Annotated in this window: 15 protein-coding genes; 8 read left to right on the forward strand and 7 right to left on the reverse strand. The window is 64.7% G+C overall.

Annotated elements, in window-relative coordinates:
- The first annotated feature begins 11 nt into the window (after positions 1 to 11).
- The 5 genes from IGS61_RS24110 to IGS61_RS24130 all read left to right on the forward strand — a co-directional run bounded on the left by IGS61_RS24110 (position 12) and on the right by IGS61_RS24130 (position 4,610).
- Positions 12 to 1,250, forward strand: coding sequence for a DEAD/DEAH box helicase (locus IGS61_RS24110; RefSeq protein WP_230541929.1), 1,239 nt, complete (start codon positions 12 to 14; stop codon positions 1,248 to 1,250).
- Between the two features lie 51 nt (positions 1,251 to 1,301).
- Positions 1,302 to 1,919, forward strand: a complete 618-nt coding sequence (locus IGS61_RS24115) for an LON peptidase substrate-binding domain-containing protein (protein WP_230541930.1) — start codon at positions 1,302 to 1,304, stop codon at positions 1,917 to 1,919.
- A gap of 142 nt (positions 1,920 to 2,061) precedes the next feature.
- Entirely contained in the window at positions 2,062 to 2,805 is a 744-nt protein-coding gene (locus tag IGS61_RS24120; RefSeq protein WP_046684938.1) for a DNA-binding protein, read from the forward strand.
- 213 nt (positions 2,806 to 3,018) lie between these two features.
- Positions 3,019 to 3,606: a chemotaxis protein CheB gene (locus IGS61_RS24125; protein WP_230541931.1), complete on the forward strand. Its 588-nt coding sequence runs from the start codon at positions 3,019 to 3,021 to the stop codon at positions 3,604 to 3,606.
- A 53-nt stretch (positions 3,607 to 3,659) separates the two neighbouring features.
- On the forward strand, positions 3,660 to 4,610 hold the full coding sequence (locus tag IGS61_RS24130; RefSeq protein ID WP_230541932.1) for a cupin-like domain-containing protein: 951 nt from the start codon (positions 3,660 to 3,662) through the stop codon (positions 4,608 to 4,610).
- On the opposite strand, the gene IGS61_RS24135 is transcribed toward IGS61_RS24130, so the two are convergent.
- Positions 4,611 to 5,516, reverse strand: coding sequence for a DMT family transporter (locus tag IGS61_RS24135; protein WP_230541933.1), 906 nt, complete (start codon positions 5,514 to 5,516; stop codon positions 4,611 to 4,613).
- Between the two features lie 51 nt (positions 5,517 to 5,567).
- Between IGS61_RS24135 and IGS61_RS24140 the strand changes: the two genes are divergently transcribed.
- Both IGS61_RS24140 and IGS61_RS24145 read left to right on the forward strand, forming a co-directional pair.
- Entirely contained in the window at positions 5,568 to 6,125 is a 558-nt protein-coding gene (locus IGS61_RS24140; protein WP_230541934.1) for a helix-turn-helix domain-containing protein, read from the forward strand.
- Between the two features lie 16 nt (positions 6,126 to 6,141).
- A complete protein-coding gene (locus IGS61_RS24145) occupies positions 6,142 to 7,068 on the forward strand; it encodes an ADP-ribosylglycohydrolase family protein (protein WP_230541935.1) in 927 nt (308 codons plus the stop codon).
- Here IGS61_RS24145 and IGS61_RS24150 read toward each other — a convergent pair.
- From IGS61_RS24150 to trpS, 4 genes are all read right to left on the reverse strand, one after another.
- Positions 7,065 to 7,796 (reverse strand): class I SAM-dependent methyltransferase, encoded by a 732-nt coding sequence (locus IGS61_RS24150; protein WP_230541936.1) that lies wholly within the window; start codon positions 7,794 to 7,796, stop codon positions 7,065 to 7,067. The two genes, IGS61_RS24145 and IGS61_RS24150, sit on opposite strands and share 4 nt — an antisense overlap.
- Entirely contained in the window at positions 7,793 to 9,046 is a 1,254-nt protein-coding gene (locus IGS61_RS24155; protein ID WP_230541937.1) for a voltage-gated chloride channel family protein, read from the reverse strand. The genes IGS61_RS24150 and IGS61_RS24155 overlap by 4 nt, the downstream gene beginning before the upstream one ends.
- Before the next feature lie 36 nt (positions 9,047 to 9,082).
- A complete protein-coding gene (locus IGS61_RS24160; RefSeq protein WP_230541938.1) occupies positions 9,083 to 10,672 on the reverse strand; it encodes a pyridoxal-dependent decarboxylase in 1,590 nt (529 codons plus the stop codon).
- Positions 10,673 to 10,793: 121 nt separating this feature from the next.
- Positions 10,794 to 11,870: a tryptophan--tRNA ligase gene (gene trpS / locus IGS61_RS24165; RefSeq protein ID WP_230541939.1), complete on the reverse strand. Its 1,077-nt coding sequence runs from the start codon at positions 11,868 to 11,870 to the stop codon at positions 10,794 to 10,796.
- Positions 11,871 to 12,187: 317 nt separating this feature from the next.
- On the opposite strand from trpS, the gene IGS61_RS24170 reads away from it, so the two are divergent.
- Complete coding sequence (locus IGS61_RS24170; protein ID WP_230541940.1) at positions 12,188 to 14,149, forward strand: CocE/NonD family hydrolase; 1,962 nt, start codon at positions 12,188 to 12,190, stop codon at positions 14,147 to 14,149.
- Here IGS61_RS24170 and IGS61_RS24175 read toward each other — a convergent pair.
- A complete protein-coding gene (locus tag IGS61_RS24175) occupies positions 14,146 to 15,003 on the reverse strand; it encodes a DMT family transporter (RefSeq protein ID WP_230541941.1) in 858 nt (285 codons plus the stop codon). The genes IGS61_RS24170 and IGS61_RS24175 overlap by 4 nt on opposite strands.
- A gap of 7 nt (positions 15,004 to 15,010) precedes the next feature.
- On the reverse strand, positions 15,011 to 15,832 hold the full coding sequence (locus IGS61_RS24180) for a substrate-binding periplasmic protein (RefSeq protein ID WP_230541942.1): 822 nt from the start codon (positions 15,830 to 15,832) through the stop codon (positions 15,011 to 15,013).
- Positions 15,833 to 15,919 lie beyond the last annotated feature (87 nt).

Below are 15,919 nucleotides of genomic sequence, written 5' to 3' on the forward strand. Positions count from 1 at the left end.
TTGCTTTCCCCATGACGTTTTCCTCCCTCGGCCTGATCGATCCCCTGGTCCGCAAACTTGACGAGCTCGGCTATGCCAAGCCCACGCCGGTGCAGGCGCAAGCGATTCCTGCCGTGCTGGCCGGACGCGACCTGATGGCCGCCGCCCAGACGGGCACGGGCAAGACGGCTGGCTTTGCCGTGCCGCTGCTGCAGCGCCTGACCCTGGAAGGCGTGGTGGCGCCCCAGTGCGTGCGCGTGCTGGTGCTGGTGCCCACGCGCGAACTGGCCGAGCAAGTCTATGCCAGCTTCCGCAGCTATGGCGGTAACTTGCCGCTGCGCAGCTTCGTCGCCTATGGCGGCGTGCCCATCGAGCCGCAGATCAGCAAGCTGCGCAAGGGCCTCGACGTGCTGGTGGCCACGCCGGGCCGCTTGCTGGACTTGCAGACGCAGGGCGCCGTCAAGTTCGAGCAAGTGCAGACGCTGGTGCTGGACGAGGCGGACCGCATGCTGGACCTCGGTTTCGAGCGCGAGCTCGATATATTGCTGATGAGCATGCCCAAGCAGCGCCAGACCCTGCTGTTCTCGGCCACCTTCTCGGACGCCATCCGCGCCATGGCGAAAACCATGCTGAAAGACCCCGTCTCGGTGGAGGTCAGCGCGCGCAACAGCACGGTGAAAGCCGTCAAGCAGTCGGTGATCGTGTGCGACAAGAAACGCAAGCCGGAACTGTTCCTGCACTTGCTGAAGAAAAAGCGCTGGGGCCAGGTATTGGTCTTCGTCAAGACGCGCAAGGGTGTCGAGCTGCTGGTGAACACCTTGCTGGAGCAGGGCGTGCGCGCCGATTCCATCCACGGCGACAAGACCCAGCCGAACCGTTTGCGCGCGCTGGCCCGCTTCAAATCTGCCGAGGTGCAAGTGCTGGTGGCTACCGACGTGGCCGCCCGTGGCCTTGACATTGATCAATTGCCCGTCGTCGTCAATTTCGACTTGCCGACGGTCGCCGAAGACTATATCCACCGCATCGGCCGCACTGGCCGCGCGGGCGCCTCGGGCGAGGCCATTTCCCTCGTCTGCGCCGATGAAGTCGAATTGCTGTCGGCGGTGGAAGCGCTGACGCGGCAAACCCTGAAACGCAACGAGGAGCCCGGTTTCGAGGCCGAGCACCGCGTGCCGGGCACGTCCGCCGGCGGCACCATCCAGAAAAAGGCGGTGAAAGTGCTGGCGCCGAAGGCGGCGGAGCGGGCGAAAAAGCGCCGTTTTTATAAGTAAAGGACGCACAAGGCGCGCAGCACGGATATCGCATTCGTGCCATCATGCGCCATGACCTCGATACCTTTGTTCCCGCTCAATACGGTGCTGTATCCCGATGGCTATCTGCCCCTGCAGATCTTCGAGGTGCGCTACCTGGACATGATACGTCAGTGCATCATGGGCGAGCAGCCGTTCGGCGTGGTGCAGTTGCTGGACGGCGCCGAAGTGCGCAAGCCGGGCCAGCTGGAAACCCTGGCGCCCGTGGGCACCCTGGCGCGCATCATCGACTGGGCCGCGCCCCTGTCCGGCTTGCTGCAAATCAAATGCATGGGCATGCAGCGCTTCCACATCGTCTCCAGCGAACAGCTGAAAAATGGCTTGTGGATGGCGCAAATTGAAACCTTGCCGCCCGACAAGGCCATTCCCATCCCCCAGGAGCAGCAGAACGTGGCCGACGCGCTCGGTGCCCTGATCCGCACCTTGCAGGAACAAAAGATTCCGCCCGAGCAAATGCCCCTGCAGCCCCCATACCGCCTCGACGAGTGCGGCTGGGTGGCGAACCGCTGGTGCGAGCTGCTGTCGCTGAGCGCCATGCAAAAGCAATTGCTGCTGAGCCAGGACAATCCCGTGCTGCGCCTGGAACTGGTACAGGATATGCTCACGGAAAACGGCTTGCTGGAAGAGTAAAACACGCCAGGCCGCATGTTTTCTCGCGCTTCCGTTGTGCAATTGCAATTACTATTGAGAAATACTTTACGCTTTGCCGCCGCTGGCATAAGATAATGCCCCTGGGCAAGATTGCCCTGGGCAACATTCAAGAGCAGACGACATGGCAAAAGTAAGCGCGGAACAGATCAATGCGGCAATGGAAGCGATGGCCGGCGAAGGCCAGGCCATCACGGTGCGCGCCTTGCGCGAACGGCTGGGTAACGGGGCTTGCCTGGGCACCATCAGCAAGCTCTTGCAGCGCCGCAAGGCGGGCGCGCAGCGCCAGATCGCTGCGGCCGCCGAGCTGTCGCCCGTGCTGCAGCAAGCCATCCTCGATTATGTAGGACAGGAATTAAGCGCCAGCCACAGCGCGCATGAAGCCGAGATGAACGACAATCAACAGGAATTGATGGACCTGGCCAGCGAAAACGAGCGCCAGCAAGAGTTGCTCGACCTGCAGGCGGGCGAGCTGGAAACCTTGCGCGAGGAACTCGAACGCGAGCGGCAAGTGGCGAACCAGGCTAGAACGGACCTGGCCAAGGCGCAGCTGCGCCTGGAAGGCTTGCCGCGCCTGGAAGAGGCGGCCGAGCAGGCCCGCATGGATCTGGCCAAGGCGCAATTCAAGCTCGAAGGCATCCCACGCCTGGAAGAGGCCGCCGAAGCGGCGCGCGCGGAACTGATCCAGGCCCAGCTGAAGCTGGAAAGCCTGACGCGCGTGGAAACGGAACTGGCCGCCGCGCGCCTGGAACTGGAAGCGGAACGCGAAGAGCTGGGTGAAACGCGCGCCGAGCTGGACGAAGAGCGCACCCTGCGCATCAAGGCGCAGCAGTTTATCGTCGATCCCATCTTCAAAACGCCTGTCTGAGGACGCCCGGCATAAGCTGCTGCGCGTCGGTATAGGAGGCTTGCGATGCTCACCGCACCGCAGTGCGGTTGCGCTTCTCGGCCGCCTCTCCCTTCCGCTCGCGACGCTTTTGCCAGGCGTCGATGCGTCGTGCTGCCTTGGGTTAAACGGCGCACGGAATCATGATGCAAGGCGCAGCAGAATCCATGCTGGACTTGGGCGTAAGGGCCTGGCATGGAAACGCTGATCGTCATGGGGGCTTCCGTGGGCGGCGTGGCTGCGCTGTCCACCATCTTCGCGGCCTTGCCGGCGGGTTTTCCTGCGGCCATTCTGGCCGTCATGCACGTGGGGGCGCGCAAGAGCGTGCTGCCCGACATTCTCGATAAAGTATCCGCCTTGCCCGTGCGCTTTGCCGCAACGGGCGAAGCCGTGCGCGCCGGCTGCATCCTGCTGGCGCCGCCAGACCGGCATATGCTGGTCGCCATCGCGGCGGGCCAGGCGACGGTCGAGCTGACCCGTGGTCCCAGGGAACATTACACGCGTCCCGCCATCGACCCGCTGTTTCGCAGCGCGGCCGCCGTTTTCGGGCCGAAAGTGGCGGGCGTGATCCTCAGCGGTTATCTCGACGATGGCACGGCCGGTTTGCGGGCGATCAAGGCTTGCGGCGGCAAGGCGCTGGTGCAGGAGCCACGGGAGGCGCAAGCGCCATCGATGCCGCAAAGCGCGCTGGCCCATGTGGACGTGGACTGGCGCCTGCCCGTGGCCGGCATCGCTCCCGTCCTGCTGGCGCTGGCCGGCACCGGCCGGGTCGCATTCGCTTAAAATAGCGCACGCCTGGCCGCTGCCGCGCAAGGCATCGATAGCAAAGAAGGTTTATGTCAGTAGAGAAAAATTCATCGGCCCCCGGGCAAATGCCGCCATCCACGGCGCCGCGCGCGCTGCCGCCGCGCCCGCCTGCCGAATTCAGTTCTGCCGCGACAGCTCTTGCGCATAAGCACGCGCGCGAAGAGAAGGATGCGCAGGTGCGCGGCGTCACCTCCATCGACGCCATGCGCGAGGCCATCAAGCGGGCGGCGCGCGGCTTGCCCGCCATCACCGAGGTGCCGCGCCTGGGCATGCTTGGCGCCGCCGCCTTCCGCGCGCGCGCCGCGCAAGGCTTGCCCTTCCTGATGCGCGGGCTGGTGCAGCGCTGGCCCTTGTCGGCATTGGGGCCAGAGGTCTTGCGCGAGCAGTTCAGCCACGTGCCCGTGCGGGCGCGGGTGGGCGACTACATCAACACGGCGTTCGCGGCCGACCGCGCCATGCAGGACATGTCGATGGGGCAATACCTGGATCTGGTGGCAGAGGGCGAGTACGTGCTGCCGCCGTACCTGGGCAACCTGGAATTGCGCGAGCTGAACCGCCTGTGCCACTGGCCCACGTATTTCGACAAGATGGGTCCGCCCCGTTTCTGGGTGGGACCGGCCGGCACGGTGACGCCCCTGCATTGCGATTACGACGACAATATCTTCGCGCAAGTGTGGGGCCGCAAGCGCATCTTCCTGTCGCCGCCGCACCACGATGCCTTCCTGTATCCCAGCGAGGCGAACGCCATCCTGTTCGGCTCGCCGTTCGACCCGGAAGCGCCCGATTTCCAGCGTTTCCCCCTGGCAAGCCAGGCGGCCATGATCGAATGCCTCGTCGAGCCGGGCGACATGCTGTACGTGCCCGCCGGCTGGTATCACCAGGTGCGCGCGCTGACGTTTTCGCTGTCGTCGAACCGCTGGGCCAGGGCCGTGCCGCTGGCGCTGCATGGGGATATGGCGCTGCGGCGTGGCGTGGCGTAATTATTGCTCGATGGGTTTGCCATCGGCGCGCAGACGCCTGGGGCGCCACTCGCTGAGGATGCCCGCGCAAATGATCAATATGCCCCCCACGATGGCCAGTGCGGGCAGGCGTTCGCCGGCGATGCGGCCGATCACGCCGGCCCACACGGGCTCGCCCGCGTAGATCAAGGTGGCTTTCGTGGCGGAAATGCGCTTTTGCGCCCAGTTCATCACATATTGAATCAGCGCGCTGGCGCAGCCCAGGGCCAGCACGCTGAGGATGAAGGTCTTGCCGAGCACCGGCGGCGCTTCGCCCATGACGGGCATCAGCAGCAGGGCGATCAATGACGCCGTGGCCAGCTGCACGATGGTCACGCGCAAGATGTTCAATTGCGGCGAGACGCGGCTGATCAGAATAATTTCCAGGGCGATCGCGATGGCGCCCACGGCTGTCATCAGTTCGCCCTTGCCCAGGCCCATGCTCAAGCCATCCGTGCCCGTGAGCAACAATAATCCCACGAACGCCAGCACCACGGCCGCCCACACGGCAGGGCGGGGCCGCTGCTTGAACACCAGCCACTGCACCAGCGGCACGATGGGCACATAGAAGGCCGTGATGAAGGCCGATTTGCTGCTCGTGATATGCATCAAGCCATAGGTTTGCAGCGCGTAGCCGCCAAAGATGCTCACGCCGATGGCCATGCCCGTCAACAACTCGGCCTTCGTCAACTGGCGCAGCTGGCCCCGGCAAATCAGGGCGCCGATGCTGGCGGCGACGGCAAAGCGGGCGGCAACGAAGGCCAGCGGGCCGCTGACCGTCACGGCATGCTGCACGATGAGAAACGTGCCGCCCCAGATGAAGGTGATGGCGATCAGGGCCAGTTCGGGCAGGCCGAGGGCGGGCGGGGGACTTGCGTGTGTTTTCATGGGAGGCTATGCTATGAGCAAAATATTTCCCATCATCATAGGAGCAATATATTGCGCAGTCAAGCCGAGGCCGGTGGCGTGCTGGCACACCTGGCCACCAATCTGCGGCGCTTGCGCCTCGCTGCCGGCCTCAGCCAGGAGGAACTGGCGCGCCGGTCCGGCCTGAGCCGGCGCATGGTCAATGGCGTCGAGGCGGGCGGCACCAACATCAGCCTGGCCAATCTCGACCATGTGGCGGCGGCGCTGGGAGTCGCCTTTGTCGACTTGGTGCAGCCGCCGCGGCAACCGCACGACAGCCTGCGCGTGCTGATGTGGCAAAGCGCATCGCAGGCGAGCCAGGCCGTGCTGCTGGGCGCCGCGCCCGCCAGCCGCCAGGTGGAACTGTGGTCATGGATCCTGGCGCCGGGCGAGCGCTACGATGCCGAGGCCGATCCGGCCGGCTTCAGCGAAATGCTCTACGTGCTGGAGGGTGAATTGCAGCTGGTGCTGGCGGCGGAAACCAGGCAACTGGCCACGGGCGACTTTTTCGTCTTCAGCAGCGCGCAAGCGTATAGCTATGTCAATGCGGGTGAGTCCACTGTGCGCTTTACGCGCAATGTAGCCAGCTAGGAATCAAGGAGGAATCATGCTGACGTCAACTTTTTACAAGCCAACCTTGCACAACCGTTATATGGGCGCCTTGCTGGGACTTGCCTGCGGCGATGCCGTCGGCACCACCGTGGAATTTTCTCCGCGCGGCAGCTTTGCGCCCGTGACGGGCATGCAGGGCGGCGGACCGTTCGGCCTGCAGCCGGGACAATGGACGGACGATACCTCGATGGCGCTATGCCTGGCCGAGAGCCTGATATCGAAAGGGGCATTCGATCCGGCGGACCAGATGGTACGGTATCTGAACTGGTGGCAATGGGGCTACCTGAGCTCCACCGGCACCTGCTTCGATATCGGTGGCACGGTAAGGAGCGCGCTGGCCAGCTTCCAGGAGACGGGCAATCCCTGGAGCGGCTCCGCCGCGCCTGACACGGCGGGCAATGGTTCGCTCATGCGCCTGGCCCCCGTCGTGCTGTTTGCCTATCCCGATGCCGACGCGGCCCTGGCCTGCGCCGCCGATAGTTCGCGCACCACCCACGCGGCGGCGGAAGCCGTCGAAAGCTGCCAGTTGTTTGCCGCCTTGCTGTGCAGCGCGCTGGCGGGCACGGCAAAAGAAGAGCTGCTGGGCAGCATCGCATACCGGCCTGCCGAACCGAAGCTGGTGGAGCTGGCCAGCGGCAGTTTTCTCGCCAGGACGGAGCAGCAGATACGCGGCACCGGTTATTGCGTGGAATCGCTGGAAGCGGCGCTCTGGTGCTTCTTCCATACCGATTCACTGGAAGCGGCCGTGTTGCGCGCCGTCAACCTGGGCGAGGATGCGGATACGACCGGCGCCATCGTCGGCCAGCTTGCCGGCGCGTATTATGGCGCGCAGGCGATTCCGCCGCTGTGGCTGGAAGCGCTGGCCATGCGCGCCGATATCGAAGAGCTGGCGGCCAAATTGTTCGAGCGGACCCGGGACTAGCGCCGACCGCAGCCCACCAGCAGCAGCATCGGCCGTTCGCGCTCTTCCGCCAGGGCCGGCTGCTGCGCGATCTGCTCGTCAGTGGGGCCCCATTCTTCCACATGTTCCAGCTGGAAACCGGCGCGCAGCAGCGCATTGATGGTCGTGCCCAGGGTGCGGTGCTGCTTGATGACGCCGGGCGCCAGCCAGTCCGACACGCGCGGGCCTTGCTGCTGGTAGCTGTCGACGGGCCAGCGCTTGCGGCCTTGGCCATTCGTCAGCCAGCCGGGCTGGCGCGGCGCCATGAAGATCGGGTGCTCGATGGAAAACACCAGCTTGCCGCCCGGCTTCAAGCCTTCGCGGATGGCGGCCAGCAAGGTGGCGAAACCTTCGACGTAGTGGAAGGCGAGCGAGCTGTAAATCAGATCATAGCTGGCGGGCGGCAAGGCCATTTGTTCCAGATCAAGCCGCGCATAGCTGACGGCCGCGTGCGTCCCCATGGCATTCGCCTGCGCCAGCATCTTTTCCGACACGTCCACGCCCTGCACCCGCGCCGCGCCCTGTTCTGCCGCCCAGCGGCAAAACCAGCCATAGCCGCAGCCCAGGTCGAGCACGCTTTTTCCCCGCAGCTCAGGCAGCATGGCGCGCAGGGCCGGCCATTCGGGGGCGCTGTCGAGGCCGCCGACGGAGCGCGGCAGCTGGCTGTAGGCCGTGAAGAAGGCGTCGTTGTCGTAGATGTTCTGTGTCATGTGTCGAGATCCTTGGCAGGATGGCGTTTGGCGTGGCCGCCCCGCTGCGCCCGGTAAATGCCCGCGTGGCCGGAAAACAGGTAGGCGACGACGCAGGCAATGGCCGCGTACACGCCGATGTCCGCGCCGAACAGTTCCATCGCCATCAGGGTCGAGGCAATCGGCGTGTTGGCCGCGCCCGCAAATACGGCGACGAAGCCGATGGCGGCCAGCAGGGCGACGGGCTGGTGCAGCACAGGCCCCAGTGCATTGCCCAGGGTGGCGCCGATGAAGAACAAAGGCGTCACTTCGCCGCCCTTGAATCCCGTGCCCAGCGACACAATGGTGAACGCCATCTTGCCCAGAAAATCGTATGCGGGCAGCGGCTGCTTGAGCGCGTCGACGATGGTGGGGATGCCCAGGCCGATATATTTGTCGGTGCCCAGCAGCCATACGGTGACGGCGACGGCGAGGCCGCCTGTCAGCGGACGCAGCGGGGCGTAGGCAATCTTGCGCTTCATCAACCCGCTCAAGCCGTGCGTGGCTTGCGCAAACAGTTTGCCGGTTACGCCGAACAGCACGCCCGCGATCACCATGGCGGATAAGGTCCAGGCGGAGAGGGCGGGAATCAAGGGCACGGCGTAATGCGTATGGCCAATGTGCAAAAACGGCCCCAGCAGCAGGACCACCTGGTCGGCGATGACGGCGGCAGCCAGGCAGGGCAGCATGGCCTCGTAGCGCAGGCGGCCGATGGCCAGCACTTCCAGGCCGAAGATGGCGCCTGCCAGCGGCGTGCCGAAGACGGAGGCAAAGCCGGCGCTGATGCCGGCCATCAGGATGATGCGGCGGTCTTCATTGTTCAAACGAAACAGGCGCGTGAGCTGGTCGGCCAGCGCGCCGCCCATCTGCACGGCCGTGCCTTCGCGTCCGACGGAAGCGCCGAACAGATGCGAGATGACGGTGCCGCCCAGCACCAGCGGCGCCATGCGCAGCGGAATGATTTTTTTCGGATCGTGGATTTCATCGATGAGCAGGTTTGCGCCGCCCTCGACACTGCTGCCGTAGCGCAAATACAGCCAGCCGACGGCAAAGCCCGCCACGGGCAGCAGCCAGATCAGCCAGGCGTGCGCCAGGCGCGTCGCGGTCGCCCGGTCGAGGGCGTACAGGAAGCCGGCCGAGGCCGACCCCGCCAGCACGGCCACGACAAAGGCCAGCAGCAGCCATTTCAACAGATGCTTGAATAGATCGGTGAGGGCGCTCAGGCGGTGCATCGGGCATCCAGTCAAGGCTGATGGGTGGGGGATTCCTTACAGGCCCAGTTCCGCCACCAGCGCCTGGCCGATGGCCCGCTGTTCGGCCAAAATGGCGCGCAGGTGGTGGGGGCGCGTCTTGACATTCGTCATGACCACGCGCAATACATTCGTGGGGCCAGGGTAGCGCGTCGATTCGAGCACTGTGCGCGAGACAAAGCTGTGGCCTTCGGCCTTTTGCCGGTTTTGCAGCTTGGCGGTCAATGTGTTCAGTTGCTTGTTCAGCTCGGTCGCCGCGTCCATCTGGCCGCCGGCCAGCAAGCTGTCCATGCGCTGGCGCAAGTGCGCGGGCACGTAGCGGTAGGTCAGAATGAAGGTGTCCGAGCGCGTGACGAGCTCGAAATCCTGCTGGTCTGCCAGCAAGTCCTGCAACTGGCCGGACAGGGTGGCCGCCTGCTGCAGCAAGGTCGTGTAGCCGGACACGCCCAGCACCTTGAACGAGGTCCACAGTTTCAAGGCGTCGAAGCGGCGCGAGCCTTCCAGCGAGGTCTGGCCCAGGTCGCCCGAGTTGTCGCGCAAGATGTAGTTGGCATTGTGTTTGAGCAAGTTCAGGCTGGCGCCATCCTTGAACAGCACCATGCTTTGCGCCATCGGCACCCACAGCAATTTATGCCCGTCGATGACGACGGAGTCGGCCAGGGCGATGCCGTCGTACAGCGGGCGGTACTGTTCGGCAATCAACAGGGCGCCGCCCCAGGCCGCATCCACGTGGAACCAGATGGATTCGCGCGCGGCAATCGCCGCCATGGCGGCCAGCGGGTCGATGGCGCCCGTTTCCGTCGTGCCGGCGATGCCGATCATGGCGACGACCTTGATCTTGCGCAAGTTTAAATCGGCAATCGTCGCTTCCAGCGCGGCGATGTCGATGCGGTTGTCGCGGTCGACGGCCACCAGGTGCAGGGCGTTTTCGCCCAGGCCCAGGGTCGCCAGCGCCTTTTTCACGGAATAATGGCTGCGGGCCGAACCGATCACGGCCAGTCCCGCGTAGCCGGATTCTTGCATGGCGGCAAACAAACCGCGCTTGCGCGTGCCGGGCAATTGTTTTTCCAGCGCCACCGCCAGTGCCGTCAGGTTGCCCATGGTGCCGCCATTGACGACATTGCCCAGCGCGCCGCTGGTGGCGGCCATCGCCTGCGCGTAGACGGTGTCCGGCTGCTGGTAGACCTGGCGGTGCAGCCAGCCCAGGATCTGTTTTTCGATCAGGGTCGACACATACGCCGTCTCGATCTTGACCTGGTTCTGGTTCAGGGTGGCCGTAAACGCTTCGGCCAGCACGCTGATCCAGGGCAAGGCCTGCGTCATGTGGCCGATGTATTGCGGATGGTTCAGCTGCGCCGTGTTGGCCAGCACGGTGGTATCGAGTTCTTGCAGGAAATCTGCGACGGGCATGCCATGCGCGGGCAGGCAAGTGTCGGACAGCTGTGTCAGCAGTTCCGCGTACGGCGTGTGCGGGTATGGTGTGTCGCGTTCGGCGGCCAGCCAGCCGCCCAGCATGCGCAGCGCCTGCTGCAGGGGCGCAGGCTCCTGTTGCAGCGCATCGATGGAAAAATGCTGCTGCAGCAGCTGTTCGATAGGGGTATCGGTCATTGCGCGGTTGTCTTCTCTACTGATTGCTGATGTCACGGTGCCAAATGCATTGCGCCCTGGAGGAAGCGGGATTTTACCCGACTCCGCCAAGGCGCATCAGTTTGCTATTTGTAAATGGTAATCAGAAGTAATTCAGGCCCAGCGCCGACTTGACTTCATCGGCCGTGCGGGCCGCCACTTCGCGCGCCTTGAAGGTGCCTTCCTTCAGCATCTGGATGACCTGGCCCTTGTCCTTGGCGAACTCTTCGCGGCGGGCGCGGATCGGCGCCAGCATTTCCTGCAAGACCAGGTCCAGGCGCTTCTTGACGATGCTGTCGCCCAGGCCGCCGCGCACGTAATGGGCCTTCATTTCGGCCAGCGCGGCTTTTTCCGGATCGAACGCGTCCAGGTACGTAAAGGCGATGTTGCCTTCCAGGTGGCCCGGGTCTTCCACGCGCAGGTGCAGCGGGTCCGTATAGACTTTTTTCACGGCGGCCGTGATTTCGGCCGGGGTCGCGCCCAGGTTGATGGTGTTGCCCAGCGACTTGCTCATCTTCGCCTTGCCGTCGATGCCGGGCAGGCGGCCGATATCGGGTACCAGCGCCTTGCATTCCATCAATACTTCACGGTTGTACATGCGGTTGAAGCGGCGCACGATTTCATTCGTTTGCTCGATCATCGGGATCTGGTCTTCGCCCACGGGCACCACGCCCGCCTTGAAGGCCGTGATGTCGGCCGCCTGGCTGGCCGGGTAGGTCAGGAAGCCGGCCGGAATGTCGCGTTCGAAGCCGCGCAGGCGGATTTCTTCCTTGACGGTGGGATTGCGCTCGAGGCGCGCCACGGTGACGATGTTCAGGTAGTAAAAGGTCAGCTCGGCCAGTTCCGGAATCTGCGACTGGATGAAGACCGTAGTCTTGCTCGGGTCGATGCCGACGGCCAGGTAGTCGAGCGCCACTTCGACGACGTTGCGGTGCACCTTGTCGATGTCGTCCATATTGTCCGTCAGCGCCTGCGCGTCGGCCAGCATGATGAATTGCTTGTAGCTGTTCTGGTACGCGACGCGGTCGCGCAGGCTGCCCACATAGTGGCCCAGGTGCAGGGGGCCGGTCGGGCGGTCGCCCGTCAGGATCACGGATTGCGAAGCGATGGCGGCGGCGGACAGCGGTGCGGCCGGGGCGTTGTCGGTGTCGGGAGTATCGGGAGTGTTAGGCAAGCTCATCAAGTTTCCTTTTGAGCCGCCTGCATCGGGGATGATCCAGGCTGAGCCTGTTACGCCACCGATCGAGGCGGCGTGGATCAAATTCACATCACTATGCAGTGGCCGCGCGAAAGTGAGCGGGACCACCAATTCAAGCAAGCGCGTTGTGACGGGATAAATTTCATGGCGTTATGGTTGCAGTTCGTGCGCGTTCTGTCAAGTTGCGGCCCCGATTTATCTGCTGCGCCGCGTCAGAGGCTTGCCTTATGCAAAACTTGCTTTCCGAGTACTATTGCCGTTCGGCCACTTTTGCGTGGCATGAATCATTGGAGAACAGTATGCGCGTGTCGTCCCCCGTCCGGCTCACCGGCCTGGCCCTGCTTGTCAGTACCTTGTTCAGCGCTCCCTTGCTGGCGCAAACCCGGCAAACCCCGCAAACGCCGCCGATGACGCCCGATATCGGCGCCAAACTGGTGGTGCCCGATATGAATGATTACGTCAAGCGCGTGGTGATGATCCCCATGCGCGATGGCGTCAAGCTGTACACGGTGATCGTCGTGCCGAAGGGCGCCAGCCGCGCGCCGATCATGCTCACGCGCACGCCCTATAACGCTGCCCGCCGCGCCCAGCGCGCGGCCAGCCCCAGCATGCTGGCCACCTTGCCGCAGGGCGACGATACCCTGGTGGAAAACGGCTACATCCGCGTGTTCCAGGACGTGCGCGGCAAGCATGGCTCGGAAGGCGATTACGTGATGACGCGCCCCGTGCGCGGTCCGCTGAACCATACCAAGGTCGATAATGTCACCGATGCGTGGGACACCATCGACTGGCTGTCGAAGAATATTCCGGAAAGCAATGGCAAGGTGGGCATGCTGGGTTCCTCGTACGAGGGCCATACGGTGCTGATGGCCCTGGTCGACCCGCATCCGGCGCTGAAGGTGGCCATCCCCATGAGCGCCATGGTCGACGGCTGGCGCGGCGACGACTGGTTCCACAACGGCGCCTTCCGCATGCCCAGCTTGTCCTACCTGGCGTGGCAGACGAGCGCGCGCGGCAGTGGCGAGGCGCCCGTGCTGGGCGTCTACGACGATTACGACGCGTATCTGCGCATCGGCTCGGCCGGTGATTTCGCGAAAAAATTCGGCATCGACAAGCTGACGTACACGAAAAAGCTGTTCGAGCATCCGGCCTACGACAGTTACTGGCAGGAACAGGCGCTCGATAAAATCCTGGCCAAGCGTCCGCTGATCGTGCCCACCATGCACGTGGTGGGGCAGTGGGACCAGGAAGACATCTATGGTCCCTACGCCAGCTATACGGCGATGGAAGGGCGCGACAAGCGCAACAACCTCAATTACCTGGCCATCGGCCCGTGGCGTCATAGCGGCGTCAACTATGACGGTTCCAGCCTGGGCGCACTGAAGTTCGACGGCGATACGGCGCGCCAGTTCCGCGAAAAAGTCATGCAGCCATTCCTGAACCAGTACCTGAAGGATGGCGCGCCGGAGGCGAACACGGCGCCCGTCGTGTCCTACCAGAGCGGCACGAACCAGTGGCAGCGCCTGCAACAGTGGCCGCTGGCTTGCGAGACCTGCGACACCAAGCTGACGCCGATCTACCTGCAGGATGGTTCCAGGCTGGGTTTTGCGGCGCCAGCGGGCGCTGCGGATGCGGCGGAAGGCGCTTTCGACGAATACGTGGCCGATCCCGCCAAGCCCGTGCCTTTCGTGCCCCGTCCCGTGCGCCTCAATGACGCCGACGTGTGGAAGCCATGGCTGGTCAGCGACCAGCGCGGCTATGCCGACCGCACGGACGTGCTCAGCTATGTTTCGGAACCGTTGAAAACGGCCGTGCGCATCGCCGGCGCGCCGATGGTCAACCTGTTCGCCTCCACCAGCGGCACGGATGCCGACTGGGTGGTAAAGCTGATCGACGTGTATCCGGACGAAGTGCCGTCGCAGCCGGCCATGGGCGGCTACCAGCTGGGCGTGGCGATGGATATCTTCCGCGGGCGCTACCGCGACAGCTTCGAGCACCCGACGCCGATTCCGGCGGGCAAAGTGGAGCGCTACCGCTTCGCTCTGCCGAACGCGAATCACGTCTTCCTGCCCGGTCACCGCATCGCCGTGCAAGTGCAGTCGAGCTGGTTCCCCCTGTACGACCGCAACCCGCAAAACTACGTGCCGAACATCTTCCTGGCCGACCCGGGCCATTATAGAAAGGCCACGCAGCGCGTGTACCACGCGGCAGGGGCGGCCAGCGCCATCGAATTGCCGATCGCGCCGCTGGACGCCCGCTAGGCGATTCGCATCAAGACCGCTCCCGCCGCGATCAGGCCGATGGCCACACAGCGGCGGGGGCTGATTTTTTCGCGCAGGAACAGGGCGGCCAGCGCGATGGCGAACAGGATCGACGTCTCGCGCAGGGCCGCGATGGCGGCCACGGGCGCCTGCGTCATGGCCCACAGGGCCAGGCCATATGACGCCAGGGTGCCGAAACCGCCCAGGGCGGCCAGGTGCCATTGCGTTTGCGCATACGCAAACAAATCGGCCGGACGGCGCAAGGCCGTCCACAGCAGCAGTCCGGCGCCGTTCAGCACAAAAATCCACATCGTGTAGGCGGCCGGCGCGCCGGACAGGCGCACGCCGATGCCGTCGATCAGGGTATAGCTGGCGATGACGCAGGCGTTGCCTAGCGCAAAGGCCGTGGCGCGCCCCGTGTTTGTCGCGGCGCCGGCCGCGGCGGGCAGGCGCGCGGCGAAATACAGGCCGAAGATGCCCGCGCTGATGCAGGCGACGGCGCCCATCTGCATGGACGACAGGCGCTCGCCGATCAGCGGCCAGCTGGCCAGCGCCACGAGCAATGGCGCGCTGCCGCGCATCAATGGATAGGCATGGCTCATGTCGCCCGCCTTGTAGGCGGCCGCCAGCAGCGAATAATAGGCGAGCTGGGCCACGGCCGAGGCGGCCAGGTAAGGCCAGCTGGCGGGGGCGGGAGCATTGACGAAAGGCAATGCGAGGAGGGAAATCAGCGCCGCGCCCACGGAGACGAGCACGGTCGTGAGAAAGGTATCCTTGCCCGACTTGACGATGGCGTTCCAGCTGGCGTGCAGCAGGGCGGCAAACAGGACGACGGCGACGACGAGGCCGGACATGCAGGCCTTAGCGCGGGCGTATGCTCAGCGACAACAGTTCCTGGCGGTGATGGCGCTGGAAGCCGTCCATCAGGGAGCCCGAGCGGCCCGCCTTGTCCAGCAGTTCGCGCAGGGTCGCCTGGTCTTCCGCCGTCAGCGACTTGCGCGACAGGTAGACGCCGCTCATGCCCCAAGGCAATTCCGGCAAGGCTTCCAGGCGCAAGCGGTCGGCCAGGCCGTACACGCGCGCATCGTTCTGCGCCACGCCGGCGAGGATGGTGGGGGCCATGATGGTGGCGTCGATGAAGCCGCTTTGCATCAAACGCGCCACGGACAGCGCGTCGACTTCGTAGAACAGGCGGCCCTGGCTGCTCAGCTCCTTGGCCAGCGCCTGGTACGGCGCGCCATAGTCGTAGCCGCGCACGAGCGCCACGCGCAATTCGCGCCGCTCGATCAGTTCCTGCATGGTGTTGATGGGCGTGCGCGCGCCCTGTAGCGAGATCAGCAGGGGGCGGCTGCCCAGCATGGGGATGAACAGGCCATGCTGGTCGCGCCGCGGCGTGCTGCTGGCGGGGATCAGCAGGTCGGCCTTGCCCGTCTCGAACATCGCTTCCAGGCGCGCGCGGGGCACGGCCGTAAAGATGAAATTGCAGCCGAGCTTGGCGCCCATGCTGCGCAGCAAGTCGGGATAGATGCCGCCGATGGTGGCGCCATTGACCACCACGCTGGCGCCGATGGCCGAGACGGGCACCTGGATGTCGCGCGAGCACTGCGCACCCGCCAGCGAGGGCAGCGCCAGCGCCAGCATGGCCACGGTCCGGCGCCAGGCGCTGGAATAAAAGTCAGTCATACCCATCCTTGCTCACCATCGTAGCGCGGGCGTCGGCAACGTCCGCTTGATTATCCCATTCTCGCCTATTTATTTCTCAAATGCAAT

The sequence above is a fragment of the Janthinobacterium sp. FW305-129 genome, assembly GCF_020858115.1.
Lineage (GTDB): Bacteria > Pseudomonadota > Gammaproteobacteria > Burkholderiales > Burkholderiaceae_D > Janthinobacterium.